General features: G+C 62.6%; 21 protein-coding genes and 1 tRNA gene. 9 read left to right on the top strand and 13 right to left on the bottom strand.

Annotation, left to right across the window (positions count from 1 at the left end):
• Positions 1-129: 129 nt before the first annotated feature.
• Genes QXZ85_RS19750 through metG form a run of 3 tightly spaced genes read right to left on the bottom strand, consistent with a single transcriptional unit; the run spans position 130 to position 3,301 of the window.
• Positions 130-927 carry an MBL fold metallo-hydrolase gene (locus tag QXZ85_RS19750; protein WP_315703931.1) on the bottom strand — a complete coding sequence of 266 codons (798 nt, stop codon included), beginning with the start codon at positions 925-927 and terminating at the stop codon, positions 130-132.
• The gene (locus QXZ85_RS19745; protein WP_315767848.1) at positions 924-1,715 is read right to left on the bottom strand and encodes a TatD family hydrolase; all 792 of its coding nucleotides are present in this window, start codon (positions 1,713-1,715) and stop codon (positions 924-926) included. The genes QXZ85_RS19750 and QXZ85_RS19745 overlap by 4 nt, the downstream gene beginning before the upstream one ends.
• Positions 1,715-3,301: a methionine--tRNA ligase gene (gene metG, locus QXZ85_RS19740; protein WP_315703933.1), complete on the bottom strand. Its 1,587-nt coding sequence runs from the start codon at positions 3,299-3,301 to the stop codon at positions 1,715-1,717. Before metG ends, QXZ85_RS19745 begins: the two co-directional genes overlap by 1 nt.
• Before the next feature lie 67 nt (positions 3,302-3,368).
• On the opposite strand from metG, the gene QXZ85_RS19735 reads away from it, so the two are divergent.
• Complete coding sequence (locus QXZ85_RS19735; protein ID WP_315703934.1) at positions 3,369-3,803, top strand: hypothetical protein; 435 nt, start codon at positions 3,369-3,371, stop codon at positions 3,801-3,803.
• A 23-nt stretch (positions 3,804-3,826) separates the two neighbouring features.
• Here QXZ85_RS19735 and QXZ85_RS19730 read toward each other — a convergent pair whose 3' ends face one another.
• The 4 genes from QXZ85_RS19730 to QXZ85_RS19715 form a co-directional block, all read right to left on the bottom strand.
• Positions 3,827-4,867 (bottom strand): DNA polymerase III subunit delta', encoded by a 1,041-nt coding sequence (locus QXZ85_RS19730; RefSeq protein WP_315703935.1) that lies wholly within the window; start codon positions 4,865-4,867, stop codon positions 3,827-3,829.
• Entirely contained in the window at positions 4,864-5,547 is a 684-nt protein-coding gene (gene tmk, locus QXZ85_RS19725; RefSeq protein ID WP_315703936.1) for a dTMP kinase, read from the bottom strand. Before tmk ends, QXZ85_RS19730 begins: the two co-directional genes overlap by 4 nt.
• 2 nt (positions 5,548-5,549) lie before the next feature.
• Positions 5,550-6,704 (bottom strand): D-alanyl-D-alanine carboxypeptidase family protein, encoded by a 1,155-nt coding sequence (locus QXZ85_RS19720; RefSeq protein ID WP_409977500.1) that lies wholly within the window; start codon positions 6,702-6,704, stop codon positions 5,550-5,552.
• A 561-nt stretch (positions 6,705-7,265) separates the two neighbouring features.
• Positions 7,266-8,201, bottom strand: a complete 936-nt coding sequence (locus tag QXZ85_RS19715; protein WP_315703938.1) for a septal ring lytic transglycosylase RlpA family protein — start codon at positions 8,199-8,201, stop codon at positions 7,266-7,268.
• A 1,315-nt stretch (positions 8,202-9,516) separates the two neighbouring features.
• Between QXZ85_RS19715 and QXZ85_RS19710 the strand changes: the two genes are divergently transcribed.
• The gene (locus QXZ85_RS19710) at positions 9,517-11,283 is read left to right on the top strand and encodes a B12-binding domain-containing radical SAM protein (protein WP_315767847.1); all 1,767 of its coding nucleotides are present in this window, start codon (positions 9,517-9,519) and stop codon (positions 11,281-11,283) included.
• Between the two features lie 138 nt (positions 11,284-11,421).
• Here the strand turns inward: QXZ85_RS19710 and QXZ85_RS19705 are convergent, their stop codons facing one another.
• Entirely contained in the window at positions 11,422-11,856 is a 435-nt protein-coding gene (locus QXZ85_RS19705) for a MarR family winged helix-turn-helix transcriptional regulator (RefSeq protein ID WP_315742141.1), read from the bottom strand.
• Positions 11,857-11,941: 85 nt separating this feature from the next.
• On the opposite strand from QXZ85_RS19705, the gene QXZ85_RS19700 reads away from it, so the two are divergent.
• Together QXZ85_RS19700 and QXZ85_RS19695 are read left to right on the top strand one after the other, a co-directional pair.
• Positions 11,942-12,331: an ester cyclase gene (locus QXZ85_RS19700; RefSeq protein WP_315703941.1), complete on the top strand. Its 390-nt coding sequence runs from the start codon at positions 11,942-11,944 to the stop codon at positions 12,329-12,331.
• 364 nt (positions 12,332-12,695) lie between these two features.
• Positions 12,696-13,013 (top strand): NIPSNAP family protein, encoded by a 318-nt coding sequence (locus QXZ85_RS19695; RefSeq protein WP_315703942.1) that lies wholly within the window; start codon positions 12,696-12,698, stop codon positions 13,011-13,013.
• A 338-nt stretch (positions 13,014-13,351) separates the two neighbouring features.
• Here QXZ85_RS19695 and QXZ85_RS19690 read toward each other — a convergent pair whose 3' ends face one another.
• Positions 13,352-14,041, bottom strand: a complete 690-nt coding sequence (locus QXZ85_RS19690) for a TetR/AcrR family transcriptional regulator (protein ID WP_315703943.1) — start codon at positions 14,039-14,041, stop codon at positions 13,352-13,354.
• Positions 14,042-14,230: 189 nt separating this feature from the next.
• Here QXZ85_RS19690 and QXZ85_RS19685 point away from each other — a divergent pair, with 189 nt between their 5' ends.
• Together QXZ85_RS19685 and QXZ85_RS19680 are read left to right on the top strand one after the other, a co-directional pair.
• Positions 14,231-14,551, top strand: coding sequence for an aldehyde dehydrogenase family protein (locus QXZ85_RS19685; protein WP_316174821.1), 321 nt, complete (start codon positions 14,231-14,233; stop codon positions 14,549-14,551).
• Positions 14,552-14,596: 45 nt separating this feature from the next.
• Complete coding sequence (locus QXZ85_RS19680; RefSeq protein ID WP_315742144.1) at positions 14,597-16,087, top strand: carotenoid oxygenase family protein; 1,491 nt, start codon at positions 14,597-14,599, stop codon at positions 16,085-16,087.
• 290 nt (positions 16,088-16,377) lie between these two features.
• Here the strand turns inward: QXZ85_RS19680 and QXZ85_RS19675 are convergent.
• From QXZ85_RS19675 to QXZ85_RS19660, 4 genes are all read right to left on the bottom strand, one after another.
• Positions 16,378-16,467: transfer RNA gene (locus QXZ85_RS19675), tRNA-Ser, on the bottom strand.
• A 35-nt stretch (positions 16,468-16,502) separates the two neighbouring features.
• Complete coding sequence (locus QXZ85_RS19670) at positions 16,503-16,931, bottom strand: hypothetical protein (protein ID WP_315764313.1); 429 nt, start codon at positions 16,929-16,931, stop codon at positions 16,503-16,505.
• A 71-nt stretch (positions 16,932-17,002) separates the two neighbouring features.
• Positions 17,003-18,442: an NAD(P)-binding domain-containing protein gene (locus tag QXZ85_RS19665; protein WP_315806884.1), complete on the bottom strand. Its 1,440-nt coding sequence runs from the start codon at positions 18,440-18,442 to the stop codon at positions 17,003-17,005.
• 26 nt (positions 18,443-18,468) lie between these two features.
• A complete protein-coding gene (locus QXZ85_RS19660; protein WP_315703947.1) occupies positions 18,469-18,813 on the bottom strand; it encodes a DUF3088 domain-containing protein in 345 nt (114 codons plus the stop codon).
• A 391-nt stretch (positions 18,814-19,204) separates the two neighbouring features.
• Here QXZ85_RS19660 and QXZ85_RS19655 point away from each other — a divergent pair, with 391 nt between their 5' ends.
• The 3 genes from QXZ85_RS19655 to QXZ85_RS19645 all read left to right on the top strand — a co-directional run bounded on the left by QXZ85_RS19655 (position 19,205) and on the right by QXZ85_RS19645 (position 22,347).
• On the top strand, positions 19,205-20,020 hold the full coding sequence (locus QXZ85_RS19655; protein ID WP_316174666.1) for a class I SAM-dependent methyltransferase: 816 nt from the start codon (positions 19,205-19,207) through the stop codon (positions 20,018-20,020).
• A gap of 63 nt (positions 20,021-20,083) precedes the next feature.
• The gene (locus QXZ85_RS19650; RefSeq protein ID WP_315703949.1) at positions 20,084-21,427 is read left to right on the top strand and encodes an LLM class flavin-dependent oxidoreductase; all 1,344 of its coding nucleotides are present in this window, start codon (positions 20,084-20,086) and stop codon (positions 21,425-21,427) included.
• A 77-nt stretch (positions 21,428-21,504) separates the two neighbouring features.
• Entirely contained in the window at positions 21,505-22,347 is an 843-nt protein-coding gene (locus tag QXZ85_RS19645; protein ID WP_316174665.1) for a MetQ/NlpA family ABC transporter substrate-binding protein, read from the top strand.
• Positions 22,348-22,362 lie beyond the last annotated feature (15 nt).

The raw sequence follows: 22,362 nt of genomic DNA, 5'->3' as shown, positions 1-22,362 counted from the left end.
AATGATCGGAGCTAACTCGTAGAGCGTGGGGTAGGCAAAGGCGCGGACGCGCCGTGCCCACCAATGGAGTGCACGATTGGAAACGGTGGGCACGCTTCGCTTTGCCCACCCTACAATCCTAACAACAGTCTAACCCAGCGTCAGCCGCATGCCATCATAGGCGGGGATCACACCGTCAGGCAGGCTTCGCCGCAGCACCTCGTAATCGAGATCGGAATGCATGTTGGTGATGACGGCGCGCTTCGGTTTGAAACGCTCGATCCAGGCCAGCGCATCGTTGACCGAGAAGTGGCTGGGATGCGCAGCATAGCGCAGGCCATCGAGGATCCAGAGATCGAGCTCCTCGAGCGCGCCCCAGCTCGCTTCCGGAATGTCGTTGAGGTCGGGCGTATAAGCGGCGTTGCCGATCCGGTAGCCGAGTGCCGGGATGTTGCCGTGCTGAACCAGGAAGGCGGATAGCTTGAGCTCGCCGCCCTTGCCTTCCACCGCCTGGGTCTCGCCGGCTTCGATCGCATGCTGGGTCAAGATCGGCGGATAGTCGCTGCCGGCCGGCGAGACGAAGCAGTAGGAGAACCGGTGCATGATATCCTTGGCCGTCGACTGGCTCAGATAGACCGGAATGCGCCGGCGCTGGTGCAACACCACCGAGCGCAGATCGTCGATGCCATGGGTCTGATCGGCATGCTCATGCGTGAGGAACACCGCGTCGATATGATCGACCTCGGCGTCGATCAGTTGCTCGCGCAGGTCCGGCGCGGTGTCGATCACGACACGGGTCGTGCCGTGCGCCGAGGTCCGCTCCGCCATCAGCGAGCAGCGGCGGCGGCGGTTCTTCGGATTTGACGGGTCACAGGCGCCCCATCCCAGCGCCGGGCGCGGCACGCCCGCCGAAGAGCCGCAGCCGAGGATGGTGAGCGTCAGCGTCATCGCGCAGCGTCCGGCCGTGGCACCTTGGAGAACAGCTTGAAGAACGTCTCGGTGGTCTGCAGCGAGATGTCTTCGAACGACACGCCGCGGGTGTCCGCCAGCACCTTGGCGGTCTCGACCACATAAGAGGGCTCGTTACGCTTACCGCGGAATTTGCCGGGCGCCAGATACGGCGCATCGGTCTCGACCAGGATGCGGTCGGCGGGCAGTTCGGCGGCGAGCGCGCGCAACGTTTCCGACTTCTTGAAGGTCAGGATGCCCGTGAACGAGATGTGCAGTCCGAGATCGATTGCCTTCATCGCCAGCTCGCGTCCGCCGGTGTAGCAATGCAGCACGGCGCGAAAAGGTCCCTTCGCGATCTCCTCCTCCAAGATGCGCCCGCACTGCTCGTCGGCCTCGCGGGTGTGGATCACGAGCGGCAGGCCCGTGGCGCGGGCCGCAGCGATATGAGCGCGGAAGCCGCGTTCCTGAGCGTCCTTCGAGCCGTGCTCATAGAAATTGTCGAGCCCCGCCTCGCCCAGCGCCACGACCTTTGGATGTCTGGTGAGGTCGATCAGCTCGTCGGCGGAGATGCCATCCTCCTCGTCGGCGCTATGAGGATGGGTACCGACCGAGCAGTAGACATTCTCGTAGCGCTCGGCGATGGCGAGCAGGTCCGGGAGGCGCCGCACGCGCGTCGAGATTGTCACCATGCGCCCTACCCCGGCCGCGGCGGCGCGCGCAACGATGCTATCCAGATCCTCGGCGAAATCCGGAAAATCCAGATGGCAATGACTGTCGACCAACATCACGCGGCCGAAGGTTCGATGTAGCGCGGGAACACCGCTTGCGGGGCCGGCAGCTGGGTGCCGGGGGCGATCCGCACCTCGCCGCCGAGGCGGTCGAAGCTTCGCTCGTCATCTGGAATGCCGAGGCTGTCGAGCAGCTTCGCCGAGGCCGCCGGCATCACCGGTTGAGTCAGGATCGCGACCTGCCGGATCACTTCGGCCGTGACATAGAGCACGGTGCGTTGACGCGGCGGATCGGTCTTGGCCAGCGCCCACGGCGCTTCGCCCGCGAAATAGCGGTTGGCTTCGGCCACGACTGACCACACCGCGTTGAGCCATTGGTGGATCTGCTGGGTCGCCATCGCCTTGCGCGCGGCCCCGATCATGGCGTCGGCTTCAGCCAGGATCGCCTTGTCGTTGGCCGAAAACGCGCCGGGCTCCGGCAGCACGCCACCCAATTGCTTGGCGATCATCGACAGCGAGCGCTGCGCGAGGTTGCCGAGGTCATTGGCAAGATCGGCGTTGATGCGCGCCACGATCGCCTCATGATTGTAGTTGCCGTCCTGACCGAACGGGACTTCGCGCAGGAAGAAGTAGCGCAGCTGGTCCACGCCATATTGGTCCGCAAGCGTAAAGGGGTCGACGACATTGCCGATCGACTTCGACATCTTCTCGCCCCTGTTGAACAGGAAGCCATGCGCATAGACGCGCTTGGGCACCGGCACGCCGGCCGACATCAGGAAAGCGGGCCAGTACACCGCGTGGAAGCGGATGATGTCCTTGCCGATGACATGCACATCGGCCGGCCAGTACTTCCAGTTCGGATCGTTCTGGTCGGGGAAGCCGACTCCGGTGATATAGTTGGTCAGCGCATCCACCCAGACATACATCACGTGCTCATCGTCGTGAGGCACCCGCACGCCCCAATCGAAGGTGGTGCGCGAAATCGAAAGGTCTTTCAGACCGCCCCTGACGAAACTCGTGATCTCGTTGCGTCGGGCATCCGGGCCGATGAAATCGGGCTGACTCTCATAGAGCGCGAGCAGCTTGTCCTGATAGGCCGAGAGGCGGAAGAAATAGCTCTTCTCCTCGACCCACTCCACCGGCGTGCCCTGCGGGCCGCGACGGACATTGTCCACGCCGACGACAGTTTCGTCCTCCGCGTAATAGGCCTCGTCGCGCACCGAATACCAGCCCGCATAGGTGTCGGCGTAAATGTCGCCGTTCTGCTGCATCCGATTCCAGATCGACTGCACCGAACGATGATGCGCGGGCTCGGTGGTGCGGATGAAGCGGTCGAACGAGACGTTCAGCCGCTCGTCCATCTCGCGGAAGCGGCCGGCATTGCGGGTGGCAAGCTCGGCCGGCGAAAGCCCCTCGTTCTGCGCGGTCTGGACCATCTTCAGGCCGTGCTCGTCGGTGCCGGTCAGGAAGAACACGTCCTTGCCGTCGAGGCGCGCAAAGCGCGCGATGGCGTCGGTCGCGATCGCCTCATAGGCGTGACCGATATGCGGCTGACCATTGGGATAGGCGATCGCTGTCGTGATGTAGAAGGTGTTTCTCGCGGCATTATCTGCTTGCGCGGGCGTGGCGGCTGGCTGTGGCACCGAGTCTTGAGCAGCCGCAGGCTTGGGCTTGCGCGGCGCCTTGGGCTTGGCGGAGCGCGGTGGCTTCGTGGGCTCGATCGTCGTTCTGAGCTCAGCCGCCGGTAGCGCCGGTTTACCGGCAGTGCGCTTCTTCGAGGCAGGCGCCGGCGCGCCCTTCGTCGCTTTGGCGGCCTTGGGCGCCTTGGCGGATGGTTTGGCAACCTGCTTGACGGTCTTTTTCGCAACCGTCGTTTTTGGAGGCGCCTTCTTTGGAGGCGCCTTCTTCGAGGCCGTCTTGGACGCCTTCTTCACGCCGCGCTTGGCTGCCTTCGGCGTCGAGGTCTTTCTCGAAGTCGCCTTGGCCTTTGGGCCCTTCGGCGTGCTGGCCTTGGATTTGCCAGGCTTGGATTTGCCCACCTTGGCTTTGGCGCGCGATTTGGCGGCAGCCTTCTTCGAGCCCTTCTTGACAGTCTTCTTACTGGCCTTCGCCACGGCAAATTCCTCTTCGACGTCGGACGAATGATCTCGGGATGTGACTCGGCGCGGTTACCGCGTGGCTTCGGCGAGCATCCCGAACACCGAGAAAACCAGCGGTTTTCGCTCCAGATTATAGGATTCGGTGTCGCGCGCGGCGCGGACGATCTTTTCCCATACCTCGGCCAGCCGTGCAAGGCGGGGCAGATTGGCGTTGGGATCGGGGCCGCGCAACCGCTCGGCGACCCAACGCTCGATCGTGTCGATGAAGCTCGCAAGCGCCGCACGGTCATTGGTGCCGAGCGCGTCGCCGAGCGCATGCAGCTCGTTCGGATCGAGCCGCGGCAAGGTCGCAAGCAACGCGGCGGTGCGGGTCTGCAGCTGCATCGCGTCGCCGCCGAGAAGGGTAAGCGCGCGCGAGACGCTTCCCTCGGACGCCTCTGCGGCCTCTCTGAGCGCTGGATCGGCCGGATCGATCCCGGCGGCCGCCGCGGCGGCACGGATCACATCTTCCGTCGCAAGCGGACGCAAGCTCAGCCGGCGGCAGCGCGATTTGATGGTGGCAAGCACCCGCGCCGGGGCGTGGCTGACGAGCAGAAACAGCGAGCGTTGCGGCGGTTCTTCGAGGATCTTCAACAGCGCATTGGCGGCATTGGGGTTGAGCTCGTCGACGGTGTCGACAATGCACACCCGCCAGCCCTCGACCGCCGCGGTCGAGCCGAAGAAGCTGATCGTCTCGCGCGTCTCGTCGACGGTGATGACGGTGCGCATCACGCCCTTCTCGTTGGCCGACCGCTCCAGCGAGAGCAGGCCTCCGTGGGCGCCGGAGGCGATGTGGCGCGCGGTCTGATCGTCGGGATCCACGAACAGCGTGTCGGCCGCGCGCACCAGCGGCGCGCTCGGATCACGATGGGTCAGGACGAAGCGGGCCATCCGATAGGCCAGCGTTGCCTTGCCGATGCCCGGCGCCCCGCCGAGCAGCCAGGCATGGGCCATGCGGCCGCTGCGATAGGTCGACAGCAGCGCGGCTTCCGCCTCGCGATGCCCGAAGAGCACGCTGGTTTCCCGCGGATGGCGGATTGCGATCTCGGCTTCAACCTTGCGCGCGCTCATAGCTGTCCCACCGCCGCGGGTGTGAAGAAATGCACACGAATCGTGTCCCAGACAGCATCAGCGACCCGGTCCGGATCGGCCGTGGCGTCGATCAGCACGCACCGTTCGGGATCCTCGGCCGCGATCTTGCGATAGGCCTCGCGCAGGCCGTGGTGGAACTTGATGTCTTCGCTTTCGAACCGGTCGGCAATACCGCTGCCGCGCCGCGCCGCCGCCCGCTGCATGCCGACCTCGACCGGCACATCGAGGATAATGGTCAGGTCCGGCTTCAGATCGCCGATGGTTACGCGCTGCATGGCGTTGAGGACATCGGGCGCAACCTTACCGAGGCTGCCTTGATAGGCGCGGGTCGAATCGAAGAAGCGGTCGCAGAGCACCCAGCGGCCCTGGTCGAGCGCCGGCAGGATGACGTTGCGAACATGATCGTCGCGGGCGGCCGCAAACAGCAGCGTCTCCGCTTCGGCGCCCAGCAGCTTGCCCATCCCCGACAGGACGAGATGCCGCATGATCTCCGCGCCAGTCGACCCGCCGGGTTCGCGGGTGGTGACATGACGCACGCCCGCAGCCTCAAGACGTTTGGCCAACATCTTGATCTGGGTCGATTTTCCGGCTCCCTCGCCGCCCTCGAAGGTGACGAATCTGCCGCGGCCGGGACCGCGTTGCACACCTGCTTCAGCCATTTCTACAGCTTCTCGACGCCAGCGCGGAACAGGCCGATCACCAGCTCGCTGGCGCCGTCGATTGCGCGCCGCATCGTCGATCCCCTGGCGATCGGTTCGGCGGCATAGATCGGGGTCTCCACGGCGATATTGGGGCCGCGCCAGATCCTGACAACCCCGATTCGCTGCCCCTGCTCGATCGGCGCACGCACCGGTCCACTATAGGCGATGCGGGCGATCAGCTTGTCGGTGCCGTTCTTCTGGACCATCACCTTGACCGGCTCGGGGCTGGACAATTTGACGGAACGGCTCTCTCCCCCAAAGACCCTGGCATAGCCGATCGGCTGATCGGCCGCGAACAAGGTCCGGGTCTCGAAATTGCGAAAGCCCCATTCGAGCATCTTCTTGGCTTCGCTGGCGCGATCCTCGGAATCCTCGAGCCCGTTGACGACGACGATCAGCCGGGTGCCGTTCTGCACCGCGGAGCCGACCATGCCGTAGCCACCCTCCTTGGTGTAGCCGGTCTTCAGCCCATCCGCGCCTTCCATCGCATTCAGCAGCGGATTGCGGTTCAGCTGGCGGATCTTGTTCCAGGTGAATTCCTTCTCGCCAAAGAGCTTATAGAACTCCGGATAGTCCAGGATGATGTGGCGCGCGAGCATCGCGAGCTCGCGCACGGTCATCTTGTTGCCGGGGTCCGGCAGCCCGTTGGAATTGGCGAAAGTCGATTTGGCCAGGCCGAGTTCGCGGGCGCGCTTGGTCATGAAGTCGGCGGCGAAGATCTTCTCGTTGCCTGCCATGCCTTCGGCGAGCGCAATGCAGGCATCGTTGCCGCTCTGGATGATGGCGCCGTGCAGGAGGTCGTCGACCGAGACCTTGCTGTTGATGGCGGCGAACATGGTCGAGGTGCCCGAGGGCGCCCCGCCCTTGCGCCAAGCGTTCTCGCTGATTCGATATTCGTCCGTCAGCTTGACCGTGCCCTCCTGAACCGCGTGGAATGCCACTTCGGCGGTCATCAGCTTCATCATGCTGGAGGGCGCGCGAAGCTCGTCGGCATTCTTCTCGAACAGCACGCTGCCGCTGCTGGCTTCGATCAGGATCGCGGTCGGCGCATCCCCCTCGAAGCCGCCCTCGTCCTTGCGTGCGCCCTGCACGCTCTGGTTGGCGGCGTGGAGCACGCCGCTCCAGGCGATGATCAGAGCAAGCGCGAGAGCGGGCAGCGCGCCCAGGGAGCGCCCGGAGGTCGAGACGGATCGGCGGAACGGTAAGATTTTCAATGCCATCGGCAGGGCCCCGGAGCGAGCGGGTTGTAACAGCTGGCCCGGACGCAAACAACATCGCCCGTCGTCCTCCGCCGCAACGGCAGGTGCTCAGAAATTCCAACAGCAGAACAGGAGCAGTACAAGCGCGAGCAGGATGCTGGAAATAGTTCCATCGCGGCTGAACTTTTTCCCACGATACTGCGACTCACTCTCACTGGGGATATTTCAGGGCCCAGTATTCGCCGCAGCGTTGCCTGAGAACATACTCCTCACGGCAACGCTGTTGCATTTTGAGAATTCAACCTTAAATATACATCACCGGTCGGCACCTCTTGGCCCTGAAAACCTGGTACGCCGACCTCGAAAACCCCGCGTCCAGCCCCGCGGGGTTTTCTTTTGCCGTGCTGCCGCAGTCGGCCGGCATGCCGCGAGCATGGCTCGCGCTCCATCCGCCCTGCCTGAGGCGTGTTCGTCGCGTCAATAGAGGCCGCGGCCGCTGAGGATGTCGCGCGCTTCCTGCGCCCCGTCGTCGGGAGCGTAAGCGGAGGCTGGGCTGGTGCGTGTCGCATAGCCGCCGTCTTGGTCGTAAGCCACCGCCCGCGGATTCTCCAGCGGTCGGCCCCGGGAGCGACTCGATGCAGACAGCTCCGAACTGCCGCCGACCGACGCGGCGTCTGCGGCGGTGTTGCCGAGCGTGTACGGCCGCTCCTCCGGCATCGGGACGTCGCCGCGCAACCCATGTCCCCGGGCCGGCATCTCCGGCACGAACGGCCGCGCCGAAGCCACGCGGACCAGCGACGGTGCCGGAGCCGGCGTGCCGGTGCGCAAGGTCGCCATCAGCTGGAGGTCGTCGGAGCCTTCAAGCGGCGCGCGGCCGACATATTCGACGCGGACCCGCGCAACGCCCCTGCTCTTGAATTCCAGGAGTTCGGCGGCCTTGTTGGAGACGTCGATCAGGCGGTTCTCGTGATAGGGGCCGCGATCGTTGACCCGCACGATCAGCGACTTGCCGTTGGAAAGATTGGTGATGCGGGCATAGCACGGCATCGGCAGCGTCGGATGGGCCGCCGTCAGCGACCCCATGTCGAACACCTCGCCATTGGCGGTGAGTCGGCCATGGAAGTCGTCGCCATACCAGGACGCAAGGCCCTCGGCCCGATAGTTCACATCCTCTTCCGGCACATAAACGCGCCCTGCCACGGTGTAGGGCTTGCCGACGCGGTAGACGCCACCGCCCTTGGGCACGGGCTCGCCGAATGCCACCACGCGCGGGCTCGACGACACGCCGTATTTCGGATCTAGGCGGCTTGCAAACTTGTTGGAGGACGCACAGTTCGCGACCATAAGGCACGCCGCGACCGCAACGGTTGCTCGCACCGCCCTCTCGACCGGATCTGTCCGCCGAAACTCCATCGACCCCAATAACCGTTCGCCGGCTGGCCGCCGATGGCGGCAATGCCGGACTTCTTCCCCGAGTCGCATCCCACTACGACTGAATGCGTAAGGATAACGCAACCTGAACACGGCGGAAATGGGGTGGGCTTAGCATGGTTAACCAGGGCTTACCTTCGGTGCGCTGGCCCGGAAACGGCGCGGCCGCGGCACGGTTTGGCCATGTCCCGTGTTTCCAGTGCTTCCATTATGTCACATCTGTTGCCGTGAATCCTCAGTCGGGGGGCTTCTCAGTTTTCGGGACTGAATCCTTTTGACTGTGCGGGGCCCTGCGTCGTTTGGTTCTCGCGGGGCTCAGAAGGACCTCTTACGATGATCGAAGCAATCACAGCAGTCATGGGTTTGGTCGGCGCCGGCATTTTCCTCGCCCATGCGTTCGAAGGCGTCCGTTCGCGGGCCTGACGTTCCGGCCGGTTCGCCGGCACTCCCGTTCCTCCTTTGGCATGATCTGGAATCACATGCTCGGTTGGAATGACATCCTTGGAATGACTTGAAGCTTCCCTTTTTGCGACGTGGCTTTCCGAAATTTTGATCAGTTCGGGTGAGCATCAAACGCGAGGGGTGATCCATGCGAGATCAAGATATCGTTTCGGGCGGATTTCTCGCCCTGACGGCCGTAAGCTTCGCGATCCTGTGCTCGAGCCTGATCGCGTTTGCATTCGCCTGAGCCGGAGTTCGGTCACCTCGCGAGACCGTGCCCCGGGAATAGGCCGGACCTAAGGCGTGTGACTTCTTCACCAGATCAGTCTGTCATTCGCCGGGGCGAAGCCCGGGACAGCGATAGACAAACGTCCCCTCACCTTCCGTGATTCCGACCAGCCAAGCTCCCCCTTATCTGCAAGCCCGGATGCAGAGCCGTTGGGAATAGCTGATAAGGGCTGCGAAGCATTTGGCTCAATCCTTCTGACTGTACGATCCGAACGCTGCGTCACACGGACGGGCGTACAGTTTTGTCGTCTGATTGTGTTCAATCGACTCCATGGAAACGGATTGAAACGAACGAATCCTCTTTCCAGGCTGTGCACGCTGTGAGGAATTGTAGCCTGGCGTTCGATCGGCACGCATCGGTTCCGCTGCTATTAGCGCGCTGTCGAACGATTTGTTAGCGAACGATTCGAATGGGCCGATGCTGTCTCCTCGTAACAGTTAGTTACACAAGGTCGGCTGCCTTCTCTCAGCAACCTACGCGCGACAAGTTGATCGGCTCATGGGCCTCCATGCTTGGCGCCGGGAGCATCAAGGGGTACGTTGAGGCCCGCTGAGGGGAGCGCCGCTCGTGGGATTGCACAAGTCCTTCCACCTCGTTCTGATCAAACCGTCACATTACGACGATGATGGTTACGTCATCCGATGGTGGCGCGGTGGTCTGCCCTCGAACTCGTTGGCCTGTCTCTATGGTATCGCGCTCGATTGTCGCGAGCGCCGGGTCCTCGGCGCCGATGTCGACATCAGCATCGAGGCCATAGACGAAACGAACCGGCGCATACGGGTCGATGATCTCATCCGCTCGATCACGGCGGCGGATGCCGGCATGGTGATGCTGGTCGGCGTCCAATCCAACCAGTTTCCACGATCGGTGGATCTCGCAAAACTATTCCGCCGCCGCGGTATCGCGGTTGCCGTCGGCGGCTTTCACGTGTCCGGCACGCTTGCAATGTTGCCGGAGCAAGATTCCGGTGTGCAGCAGATGCTGGACCTTGGCGTGTCGGTATTCGCCGGCGAGGCCGAAGGTCGCCTAGACCTCATTTTGAGGGATGCCGCTGCCGGCCGATTGCAGCCCCTGTACAACTTCCTCGACGACTTGCCTGATCTGGAAGATCGACCGCTGCCGATCATCCCCCGCCAGCAAATCGCGCGGGTGATCGGGCACACGACGAGCTTCGACGCGGGACGTGGCTGTCCGTTTCAATGCTCGTTCTGCACCATCATCAACGTGCAGGGCCGCAAGTCGCGACGCCGGAGCGCTGATGACATCGAGGCGTTGATCCGCGCCAACGTCGCGCAGGGCATCTACGCCTTCTTCATCACCGACGATAATTTTGCCCGCAACCGGGATTGGGAGGCCCTGCTCGACCGCATCATCGAACTTCGTGAGAAGGAGCGCTGGGACCTCCGCTTCACGATCCAGGTCGATACGCTTTGCCACAAGCTGCCGCGCTTCATCGAGAAATGCGCGCGCGCCGGCGTCAGGCGTTGTTTCATCGGCCTGGAAAACATCAATCCTGACAGTCTGGCCGGAGCCAAGAAGCGTCAGAACAAGATCACCGATTATCGCGAGATGATGCTGGCCTGGAAGCGGGCCAAGATCATCACAGTCGGCGGCTACATCCTCGGCTTCCCGAACGACACCCCCGCTTCGATCGTCCGCGACGTCAGGATCATCCAGCAGGAGCTGCCGATCGACATGCTCGAGTTCTTCCTGCTTACGCCGCTGCCCGGTTCGGAAGACCACAAGACGCTTCATTCGCAACGCGTCGCGATGGATCCGGATCTCAATAAATACGATCTGGATCACGTCACGGTCGCACACCCCACGATGTCAAAGGCCGAATGGGAACGCGCCTATGAACTGGCCTGGACGACTTATTACAGCTGGGACCACATCGAGACGCTGATGCGACGTGCGGCGGCGACCGGTAACAACATCAGCCGGATCCTGAACTACGCTCTGTATTTCAAAGGCTATCACCCGATCGAGCATGTGCATCCGCTCGAAGGAGGCGTGCTGCGGCTCAAGGGCCGGAATGAGCGCCGTCCCCATCTGGCGGTCGAACCCGTCTGGTCGTTCTATCCGCGCTATGTGGCCGAGACGGCGGTCAAGGCCGTCCGCTGGGCGACGCTCGCGAGCCGGCTTCGCCGGCTGGCGCACAAGGTCAAGACGGACCCTCGCCGGCTCGACTACATGGACCAGGCACTGATGCCGGTGGTCGACGACACCGAGAACCTCGAATTGTTCAAGACCCGATCAAGCCAGGCGTTTCTCGATCAGCGGCGGCACGTCGAGCAAGCGCAGAAGCCGAAAGCGCAAGCGCCGTCGGCTTGACGGCACCTTTGCTCGATCATGCGAACGTCGCGATAAAGCGCAGCGGCAGGGATCAGATTCCCTTAATTCGCACGCGGGGATCGAAGGTGACCCGCATTGTTCATGTCGGACGTACGATCCGCCCCGATCGACGGTCGGCTATTTTCCCAAGGCCGAATTGAGTGTTGCCAGCAGCACGCGTGCAGCAGCGATGTCCTTCAGCTGCATGTTGGCGGACAGAGCTTCCATCCACTTGGCCTGCTCCTTCATCAGCTTTCGGTACGAAGCAGAGCCCTGCGATGTGGGGGCGAGCAGCTTGGCGCGGGCGTGCCTCGGATTGGGGCTGTATGCTGCGAGCCCGTCCCGCACCATCTCATCGGCCAAACGTTGAACGCCCTGGCGTGTTTGAGAAAGGCGCCGGGCGACATCGGCCACGGTCGCGGGCTCTTGAATGATGACGCCCATGACCTGCCACCGCGCAGCAGTCAGGCCGAAGGGAGCGCTCAGCCGGTTGCCAGCTTCGATCAGGCGGCTGGCAGTTTGCAAGACGTCCCAAACGAGACGGCTCAATTCTTCACTTTGAGGGCTGTGCACGGCGGTCTCCCGAATTGTCGATCGAATATTGACAGCATATTGTCAAATGGTAAATTGACAACATGCTGTCAATCCGAGGATCGTCATGACCCCGTCTGAACTTGTCAAAGGCCTTTATGAGGACTGTCTCAATCCGCGCGTGCTCGACCGACTGCCGGATTATCTGGCGGACGGCTTCGTCGGTTCCAACGGCGAACTGGGACCGCAAGGATTCCGGCAAACCGTCGAACGCATGGTTACGGCCTTTCCCGACCTGCAATTCGAAATCCAGGATTTGTTCGCGGACGGCGACAAGGCGTGCGTTCGCTGGCGCTTCGAGGCGGCGCATCTGGGTCCACTGTCCGGCATCGCCCCGACCGGGAAGACCGCGGTTCAACAAGGGATTGCCATCTACCAAGCATGCGACGGAAAACTCGCGCGAGCGTGGCTGCAGGTCGATCGCCTGGGCGTCCTGCAGCAGATCGGGGCGGTGTAGATTGGAGCGGCTAAGAGCCGTGCGAGATAGCGATGAGAACTACAAGATCGTTGTAACTATCTGATATCGGGCCAGATATCGCATTTCGCACGGGAATCGGCAGTCTTGGGCGGGCGCCATTCCCGTTTGCGCATAGGCTCCGCCATGTTGGCAACACTCCGCCAATTGCTGGAGTCAACCAGTGTGGTCTTAGTTTGAGCTTCAGGCCAAAGGTTGCGCCATCGGGAGAGTGCAGACGTCGCGGCACAAGATCGTCGGTCCGCCGCTTGTTTATGGCACCCGTCAACTGACGAGAACATGCCGCCATGGCCTGAACCGAGGTCGTAGCAACATCCGATCATGCGGCATCAATGGGAGAAAACTCATGAAGACCTATGAAATACGCACCTACACGCTGAAATCCGCCGAGGCTGCTACGGCCTACCGTGAGATCTGGACCAAGCATATCGAGAGCCTGAAAGCGTTCGGAATCGTCACGCATGGCGTGTTTACCGTTGCGAGCGATCCAGCGAAAGTCGTCGCGCTCGTCAACTATCCCGAAGGCGTCGATCCCAAGGTGGCTACGGATCGTTATATGGCCAGTGAAATGTTCAAGGCGGACATGGCGGGTTTCGACTTCGCCTGGTTCTGCTCGGTGGAGGCGACATTGCTCATCCCCGAGACATTCTCTCCTCTCCAGTAACGGGAGACCGAGACGGCCAGCGTAACCGGCGAAACGCGTGACATCTGGAATGGAGGACCGCCCACGGCCGAGAGTTCATCCGCGCCTCGCCGCAAGGAATTCATGTCCTTCCTCCCCTTCCTCACCAAATATGAGGGCGCAAGCAAGATATCCGGCATCTACGGCGGAAAGCCGGTCAAAGGGTTCGGATATGTCGAACTCGTCGGCGCCTGGAAATAGACGTCGGGCTTGGCGGCATCGGGGCGTGGCATCCGTTTTCGCTACCGGACTTGCTGCCGCAACCCGATCCTACCGGGGAATCGCCGGTGACCGCCGCAAGCCGCTCTCGCGCTACGGCGCTATGGACAGCGCGTTTTGCGAGCGGCTTGCTCCGCCTCAGCTACCCCATTCCTGGGGATACGACCGCTCGCCTCCGATGCAGAGTTTCCGCCCGTCGCAAAGGCGGCAAGAAATACGTTGATCGCATCCTCAACCGCAACCTGTCGGGTGTGCTCATGGGGCGCTCCATCGAGCCCCCATAGCTGGCGCTCCACGAGCCCAGCCTCGCACAGTGACTTGAAATACAGCGCTGTCTGCCGAATATCCGCCCGCCTGAGTAAACCCCTTTCCATCAACGATCCGATCGTTTCACAAATGACGACCAGCGTCTTTCGCGGACCGTTGTCGTAAAATATCCGGCTCAACTGGGGTTGCCGTCCGGCCTCACCCATGACAAGGCGGTTCGCTTCGACGACATCTGGCCTGGTCACGAGATCGAGATAGGCCATTCCAAGATGGCGGAGGGCCTCCCTGAGGTTGCCTCCCGCCTTGGCTCCCTCCATCTCTTCGAGCCCACCTTTTCCTGCCTCGTTCACGAAGGCTTCGAACAGCGCTTCCTTGCTTGGAAAGTAGCCATAGAGGGTAGTCTTCGATGCGTCCGCCTCTGCGGCGACGGCTTCCATGGAGACGGACCCAAATCCCCGTTCGACAAATAGCTTTCCGGCGGCTTTGACAAAGCCCAGTCGCCGATCCTCGGTCTTTCTTCGCATTATTGATCGCCTCTTTCGACAGGCCGTGCCGCGCGCTCGTCGGTACGGTCCGCTGAATTTTAATTGAACGGTATCGTACAGGAATATTGACGCCCACGAAAGTTCCGATATAATTGAACGAAATCGTCCAGTTATGGGGACAGGGTCTCGTGATGTCAGCAATGAAGCGGAACTGGCCCACACGGAGCCATTCAGCCCGATCCGCCCCCCCCCCCGCTGGTCCGCGCCGCCAACGAGGCTGAGGCCCCGCACATGGCCGGTGGCACCGAGTTCGGCCTCTCCAGCGCGGTCTTCACCGAAGACGCGGCGCGGGACCTTCGTTTCGCGCAGGGCGCCGAGGCGGGGATAACGCACATCGACGACATTTCCCCCAGCGACGATCCGAACACGAAGTTCGGCGGGAAGAAGAACAGCGGTCGCTGCCGCTTCAACAGCGACTGGATCACCCAGGACCTGACGTCCGACGACGGGATCAGCGTGCAGCAGGAACCGCGCGCCTATCCGTTCTGAGCGTCGCTCGTTCGCCATCCATCGCAAATGTCAGGAGCAAAGACCATGAGCATGACCTTCCCCGAAATCCCCGAGTTCACCGGGCTCTACAAGCCGAGCCGCATCGAGGCGCAGATCTTCGATCTGGAGATCGAGGGCGCGGTGCCCCCCGAAATCAATGGCACCTTCTTTCAGGTCTCGCCAGACTCCTACTATCCACCGATGCTCGGTAAGGACATTTTCTTCAACGGCGATGGCCTTGTGTCCGCTTTCAAGTTCGCGAACGGCCACGTCAGCCTGCGCCGGCGCTATATCCATACCGACCGGCTGATGGCGCAATGGCGCGAACGGCGTTCGCTCAACGGCGTCTACCGCAACCTCTATACCAACGATCCGCTTGCCGCCAAGAACAACACGACGGCTAACACCACCGTGTTGTTTCACGGGGGTGTCCTGCTGGCGATGAAAGAAGACGCTCTTCCCTATGCGCTCGATCCCGAGACGCTGGAGACGCTCGGCGTCTGGGACTTCAACGGCCAGATCAAGTCGGCCACCTTCACCGCCCATCCCAAGATTGATCCCGACAACGGCGATCTTCTGTGCTTCGCCTATGAGGCGAAAGGCGACGGCACGCCCGACATCGCCTATTTCGAGATCGACGCCAGTGGCAAGTTGAAGAAGGAAATCTGGTTCAAGGGTCCGTATGCGGCGATGATCCACGACTTCGCCGTTACCGCCCGGCATGTCGTCTTCCCGCTTATCCCGCTGACCGTGGATGTCGAGCGCATGAAGGCGGGCGGGCAGCATTTCCAATGGCAGCCGGATCTGCCGCAGCTTTTCGGCGTCCTACCGCGCGACGGCAGTGCCGAGGATGTGATGTGGTTCCACGGGCCGAAGAATGGCTTCCAGGGGCACACGCTCAATTCCTACGAGGACAACGGCATGTTGCAGGTCGACATGCCGGTGACGACCGGAAACATCTTCTATTTCTTTCCTCAGGCCGATGGCTCAGTTCCGCTCCCGGAGACGCTCAGTTCGCAGCTCATGCGCTGGACGTTCAATCTCAACGGGCCGGGCGACTCCGGTGCGGACGAGCACGCGCTCAAGCCGCTCCCGCTGACCTCCTATCCCTGCGAATTCCCGCGCTGCGATGAGCGCTTCACCGGCAAGTCCTACGAGCATGGCTTCGTGCTCGCCTTCGATCCCACGCTGCCTTTTGACAAAAGCCTAGGCGAGCGTCCGTTCCAGTTCTTCAACCAACTGGCCCATGTCAATGTGAAGACCGGCAAGACCGACGCTTGGTATCCTGGCAATGCGCAGTGCTTCCAGGAGCCGATCTTCGTGCCGCGCGCGGTGGATGCGCCCGAGGGCGACGGCTATGTGATCGCGCTGCTGAACCATCTCAACGGCGCGAACACCGAGCTGTTGGTGCTCGACTCGCTGAAGATGGCGGCGGGCCCGGTCGCGCGTATCAAGATCCCCTTCCGGCTGCGCATGTCGCTGCACGGCAACTGGACGCCCGCTGCGGCGCTGGAGGCCGCAGGCGAGCGCCTCTGAGCGAAAAACCCGGCTCCGGCGCCGCTGTGCCGGAGCCGGGCGCACAACCCCTTCCTTCGCCGCCCACGCATCTTGGGTCGCAGGGCCGGACAGCATGTCGGCCGCTGCGGCAAGACAAGGAGCGAGACAAGGAGACGGGCCTCGATGACAAACAATCCCGCCAAGAAACAGGGCCACGGGATCGCCCGATGACAGTCCATCCATAAGTTTCATCATCGGATGACTCGATCACGCGTATCGTCTGCGGCAATCGGCGATATCAGCGGATGCAATCGCACAATCGGCGGAGCTGGCGGAAGGGGTGGGATTCGAACCCACGGTACCCTTGCGGGTACGCCGGTTTTCAAGACCGGTGCCTTAAACCACTCGGCCACCCTTCCGATGTAGACTTATCAAGCAGTTAGTAGGTGGAAGGTCAAGAACAGTCTGCGAACAAACCGGCTTTTGGGAGCAATCTTGGGGCAACGTTGACCCCGTCGCCTTGGGGGCACGATTTGAGGAGACTTATCCCCAAGGCGTTGAGCGTTTCCGACATCTTCTCGGCCTTCTTCTTCGTGAGCTGCGCGGTCGGTACGCAACAGGATTGCTGGGTCATCTCCAATTCTCCCCGCGCCCCGGTGAACTGGCCAACCGCGATCAAGCAGAATCGATCGAGCAGACCGTCGCTGAGGCGCGCCAGGCCAAGCGCCGTGGTCCAGGCGTGGCTGCGCGTGGCCAGCGAACGCGCCGTGATCGTGGCGCCGATGTAACAAGCCGCAACACCAACGCCGCGCCGGATTGGTGCATGGGCGGGATCGCACTTGCCGGGCGGTGCGACCGGGACCCAGGCGTCCTTGCGCAACAAGGTCGGCAGCTCCAACCTCCAGAAGCCCTGATTACGCTCGCCACGCGGCGCACGAGCACCGGCCGCTCCGGCTATTCCGCAGCGACCTCGAGCGGCCCGCGCCAGATGGCCGACGCGTAGAGTTCAGCGTTGAAATCAGGATCGACGGTGCCGTTGATGCGGACTTCATGCGCCGGCAGGTCGGCCAGGAACAGATCGCGGCTGATCCGGGCCACAACGCCCGGAATGTCGCGCCTGAAGCTCGGGATGTCGCCGACCGGCAAGCCATAACTGACAAAAGCAGCGGGGTTGAACACGTGAATATCCCTCAGGAGCGGCGCTTGCCCCGGCCGCCTCTCCAGATATTCATGGCCGGAGCCGAGGTAGGGATAGGCGCCGAGGCCTTCATCCTGCTCGTCAGCAGGTGGTTTGAACCGGTCGCGCCACAACAGGATCTCGTCGGCAAAGTCAGCCAGTTCGGGCCGGCGCCTGGCATCCACCGTAAAGCCGGTTCCCGCGATGACGAAGTCGAACTTGAATTCTCCGCGTCGCGTCACTCCGATCACTTGTGTTCCCTCGGTCCGAGCCTCGCTCCAGGGCGATGACAGGTGCAGATGGAAATTGCGGTGTTTGACCGCGCGGGCAATCGCGTCCGGCGGTGGCGTCGAGCCGGCGTGCTTGAAGCGGATCGCCTGGTGCCAGCGGATGGCATCCGGCAACGTACCGTAATTGTCGTAGGCACCGGGATAGCCCCTGATGCGGATCACCGGCAAGGAGGCGAGCTCATGTCGGCGCGCGAACAGATGCACCTGCGTCGCCCCGCTCTCGAGCGCCGCCGCAGCCGCATCGAATGCTGAAGCCGCGCTTCCGACCACAGCCACGGACTTGCCGCGCAACGCCGTGAAATCGATCGCCTGAGAGGTATGCGCATAGAGCGACGGCGGAAGGCTGCTCTCGATCACTTCGGGGACATGGGGGCCACCCGCTCCAAGAAAGCCGTTGGCCAGGACGACCTTGCGCGTGGTTTCGATCCGCGTCGCGCCGTCACGCTCGATGTGCAGCTTCAGATGGTCATTGACCGGCTCGATGCGCAGCAGCCGAGTGCCGTACTGGACCGGAATGTTCAGTACGGACCGGTACCAATCCAGATACGCAGCCCAGTCGACGCGCGGGATCCGGTCGATTTCCGAATGAGCGGCCTCGCCATGCCGCGCTTCGTACCAGGACTGAAAGCTCAGACCCGGAAGGCCGAGCTCGGGCCCCGGCAGGGCCTTCGGCGTTCGCAGCTTGTGCATCCGCGCAGTCGTGAGCCAGATGCCGCTGGCCGCCGCATCCTGAGCTGCGTCGATAATGGCGACTTTGCCGATGCCGGCGCGGCGCAGCGCGAACGCAAAGGCGCTGCCGGAATGAGCGCCGCCGACCACGACGACGTTGTGGTCGACGCCGTCGCGATCAGGCACCCAGTTCTGCGGATCAGGGCCGATCAGCCGCAGCGTGTCGCGCGCGGCCTGGTCGAGGTCTGGTTTTGGCATGCGTCGTCTCCGAAGGATGATGGAGGTCAGTGGAGATGCGGAAAGCCGTAGCGGTCCGCCAGGTAGTGCAGGATACGTTCGGAACTGTCGATGAAACGCCTGCCGTTGGCGATCTGCGCCTCGTCCGGCACCGGCTTGTTATCGTCGAACACTAGGACCGGAAGTGACTGATGCCCCTCGCCGAGCAGGTCCATGATCGCCAGCCTCGGCTTTTCGAACGGCAGCCGATGGACTTCGATCTGGGTTGCAAGACCCGGAAACGAACCGAGCAGCCCCTCGATCGCATTGCAGTGCGGGCATACGAAGAAGCGGCCCGGCCGCTCCGGATCCCGAAACCCTGGCGCTAGCAGGAATAGCCGATCTCCGCTCATGCTGTACCCTTCCGGGGAAACGATCGAGAGCAACGATCTCGCCATTTATCCTACGAGCGATCGCACCTTGGTCAATGAAACAGAACAAGCTTTGTTTTCGCAGAGATGCAATGATCGGCTGACGAAGCCGATGATCGTGAAACGAACTACGTGTTCGCTCTGATCTATCTGCATTCCCGGTCGGCCCGTGCTTCTCGCCAGACGAAACTCATTCTTTCTTCGAAAGATGCGCAGCATCCGTCCGCGCTGCGGACGATGCGTTCATGCTCGCTTCGTCGACAACAATGCAATTCCATTTCATCGACAGCATCGGGATGAAGCCGGTAGATTTCAATCCTGTACGGCCGCCTCCCATGCCTCTTTCGGCCGCAGCGCTCGGACGGATATCGCGATGTCAGACCCTCTTGCCGTCATCAGCCTCCACCAGGACACGCCGGAGCTCGCCCGCACCTATGAGCAGCTCGGCGTCATCCAGTTCAACCATGGCAAGCTCCTGCTCGAGCCGCTCGCTTTGAAGCCCGGTGAACGCGTACTCGACGTCGGCGCCGGAACGGGCCGGCTTGCGGAATTTGCGGCTCATCTCGTCGGACCCGGCGGTCGCGTCGTCGGCATCGACCCTCTCGAAAGCCGCATCGCCATCGCCCGGCTGCGCCAGTCCAGCAACCTCGTGTTCGATACCGGCCGTGCCGAGGATCTCTCGCGCTTCGGAGAAGACGAATTCGACGTCATCTATCTCAACAGCGTGCTGCACTGGATCTCCGACAAGCGGATGGTTCTACAGGAAGCCCGTCGGGCACTTCGACCGGGAGGCCGGATCGGGCTCACGATCCAGGATCCGACTGCCCCCCACGAGTCGCGTCTCCTGCTGCGCCGCGCGATTGCCGCAGCCGGACTTGATGAAGGCCGGCTGAGCGCCCATGGCGTCTATGCGGCCACCGACGACGAGCTTCGTTCGTTATTCGAGCAGGCGGGCTTCGTCGGCTACCAGAGCGAGTTACGTACCCTGGTCGAGACCCACGGCAACGTCGATGAACTGCTCGGCTGGTCCGAGAGCAGCGCATTCGGAAACTTCCTGGACAGCTTCACCTACGCCGAAGGCAGGCGGATTCGCGCCGCATTCGCCGAGCTGGTCGAAGCTCATCGGACACCGGAGGGACTGAGACTTGCGCGTTACCTACGTTATGCCTTTGCACGCAAGCCCGACTAGCGATCTACGGCCGGTGACCTTCGGTCAACCTCTCCTATCCAAGTCCCAAGACATGAGCGCCCCATGAGCCACCACCGCCAGCTGGTCTTGAACCTCTTCATCTATCCGGGCGGCCATCACGAGGCTGCGTGGCGCTATAAGGGCTCGGCGGCAAGCCGGGCGCTCGACATCAGCTACTATCAGCAGCTGGCCCGTACTGCCGAGCACTACAAGTTCGACGCGATCTTCTTTGCTGATGGTCCCGCGCTGGCGGACAATGTCCGTTACGCGCAGCGCTTCCGCTTCGAACCGATCACCTGGCTGTCGGCCATCGCCGCGGCCACCAGCCACATCGGCCTGATCGGGACCGCCTCGACCACCTATCATGAGCCCTACAACCTCGCCCGCCTGTTCGCTTCGCTCGATCATCTGAGCGGCGGTCGCGCCGGCTGGAACATCGTCACGACCAGCGCCCCGCAGGCGGCACAGAACTTCGGCCTGCCCGAACATCCGCCGCACCAGGAGCGCTACGAGCGCGCCAAGGAATTCCTCGACGTCATCACGGCGCTATGGGACAGCTGGGAAGACGACGCCGTCGTCAACGATCCCGCATCCGGCATCTTTGCCGACACCGACAAGGTTCATCCGGTCAACCATGTCGGGAAATACTTCCGCGTGCGCGGGCCGCTCAACGTGCCGCGCTCGCCGCAGGGACGGCCGGTCTATGTGCAGGCGGGCTCCTCTGATGACGGCCGGGCCTTCGCTGCGCGGTTTGCCGAGGCCATCTTTACGGCGCACCAGACGCTTGCCAGCGCGCAGGGGTTCTATGCTGACATCAAGCGCCAGGCGCGTGCGCTCGACCGCAATCCCGACCACGTCAAGATTCTTCCCGGCATCAGCCCGTTCATCGGCTCGACGCAGGCCGAGGCAGACCGTCTGCAGGGCGAGTTCAACAAACTGATCCAACCCGAATATTCGCTGGTCCAGCTGCGCCAGATGCTGGGCCTCGATCTATCCGGTTTCGACCTGGACGGGCCGTTCCCGCGGCATCTGATCGAGACGGACGGAGCGCGTGGCGTCGCCAGCCGCTTCAAGCTCGTGGTCGACATCGTCGACCGGGAAAAGCCGACGATCCGGCAACTGATCCAGCGTCTCGCCGGCGCGCGCGGCCATTGGGTAATCGCAGGCACGCCGGAGAAGATCGCTGACAACATCCAGACCTGGTTCGAGCAGGGCGCGGCCGATGGCTTCAACGTGATGCCACCCTGGCTGCCGGGCGGCTTCGACCTGTTCGCTGAGCACGTCGTGCCGATCCTGCGCAAGCGCGGCCTGTTCCGCGAGGATTACACCGGCAAGACGTTGCGCGAGCATTACGGCCTCGAGCGGCCGGCGAGCGCCTACACTCATCCGGTCCAGGCGATCGCCTGAGACCTGATCTCACGGCGGCGCGGATGCCATGCGAGGCATCGCGCCGCCTTTTGTTTGCCCCAAGCCCCGGACGTCTCATGCCGATAATGACCAGACTACGTTTCCTTTGCCTCTTGGTCGCCTTCACCGTTCAGACATTCGCCGGTCCCGGCGCATTCGCCCAAGGTCCTGAGAAGCAAGCGCCGGAGAAGAAGGATCTCAAGGTCGGCTTCGTCCCCGGTCCCTATATCGACGAATTCAAAGTCGGCGTCGCGCCCGAGCTTCAGAAAAAGGGCTATCAGATTCGCTACGTCGAATTCTCGACCGGGCTTGAAGCCAACAATGCCGTGTTCAAGAGCGAAATCGATGCCAATGTGATGCAGCACACGGTGTTTCTGAACTCCTATAACGAGCGTCAGAACACTGATCTCGTCGGCATCGTGCATGTGCCGACGCCGCCCATGGGCATCTACTCCAAGAAGCACGCGCTCGGCGAGAAGATCGGCGCAGGCGCCAAGGTCGCGGTGCCCAATGATCCCGTCAACCTGCAGCGCGCGCTGTGGATCCTGCGCGACCTCGGCCTGATCGAAATTCGCGACTCCAAGCCGGTCGACGTCACCGAGCTCGACGTGATCAAGAATCCCGGCGGCATCAAGATCGTTCCCCTGGAGGCAGCGCAAGCACCGCGCGCGCTCGACGACGTCGACTTCGCGGCGATCCAGGGCAATTTCGCGATCTTCAGTGGCCTGAAACTGACCAACGCCTTCGCCCTCGAGAAGATGACCATGCCCTATATCAACGTGGTCGCCGTCAAGCGTGGCAATGCCGAGACCGCTTGGGCGAAGGACATCGCGGCGGCGTACAAATCACCGAGCTTCAAGGCCGCGATCCTAGCGGATCGCTTCTATGACGGCTTCAGCCTGCCCGACTACATGAAGTGAGCATCAAGGACGAAG

This window comes from Bradyrhizobium sp. SZCCHNGR1005 (genome assembly GCF_032489995.1).
Taxonomy (GTDB): domain Bacteria; phylum Pseudomonadota; class Alphaproteobacteria; order Rhizobiales; family Xanthobacteraceae; genus Bradyrhizobium.
The sequence above is the reverse complement of the archived record's forward strand: the minus strand, read 5'-3'. Positions and strand labels throughout refer to the sequence as shown.

Coding starts and splice junctions, on each gene's coding strand:
- tmk (WP_315703936.1), bottom strand. CDS start 5,547: ATGGCTGAAGCAGGTGTGCAACGCGGTCCCGGCCGCGGCAGATTCGTC.
- QXZ85_RS19750 (WP_315703931.1), bottom strand. CDS start 927: ATGACGCTGACGCTCACCATCCTCGGCTGCGGCTCTTCGGCGGGCGTG.
- QXZ85_RS19645 (WP_316174665.1), top strand. CDS start 21,505: ATGCCGATAATGACCAGACTACGTTTCCTTTGCCTCTTGGTCGCCTTC.
- QXZ85_RS19655 (WP_316174666.1), top strand. CDS start 19,205: ATGTCAGACCCTCTTGCCGTCATCAGCCTCCACCAGGACACGCCGGAG.
- QXZ85_RS19680 (WP_315742144.1), top strand. CDS start 14,597: ATGAGCATGACCTTCCCCGAAATCCCCGAGTTCACCGGGCTCTACAAG.
- QXZ85_RS19700 (WP_315703941.1), top strand. CDS start 11,942: ATGACCCCGTCTGAACTTGTCAAAGGCCTTTATGAGGACTGTCTCAAT.
- QXZ85_RS19715 (WP_315703938.1), bottom strand. CDS start 8,201: ATGGAGTTTCGGCGGACAGATCCGGTCGAGAGGGCGGTGCGAGCAACC.
- QXZ85_RS19745 (WP_315767848.1), bottom strand. CDS start 1,715: ATGTTGGTCGACAGTCATTGCCATCTGGATTTTCCGGATTTCGCCGAG.
- QXZ85_RS19690 (WP_315703943.1), bottom strand. CDS start 14,041: ATGCGAAGAAAGACCGAGGATCGGCGACTGGGCTTTGTCAAAGCCGCC.
- QXZ85_RS19730 (WP_315703935.1), bottom strand. CDS start 4,867: ATGAGCGCGCGCAAGGTTGAAGCCGAGATCGCAATCCGCCATCCGCGG.
- QXZ85_RS19695 (WP_315703942.1), top strand. CDS start 12,696: ATGAAGACCTATGAAATACGCACCTACACGCTGAAATCCGCCGAGGCT.
- QXZ85_RS19660 (WP_315703947.1), bottom strand. CDS start 18,813: ATGAGCGGAGATCGGCTATTCCTGCTAGCGCCAGGGTTTCGGGATCCG.
- QXZ85_RS19665 (WP_315806884.1), bottom strand. CDS start 18,442: ATGCCAAAACCAGACCTCGACCAGGCCGCGCGCGACACGCTGCGGCTG.
- QXZ85_RS19650 (WP_315703949.1), top strand. CDS start 20,084: ATGAGCCACCACCGCCAGCTGGTCTTGAACCTCTTCATCTATCCGGGC.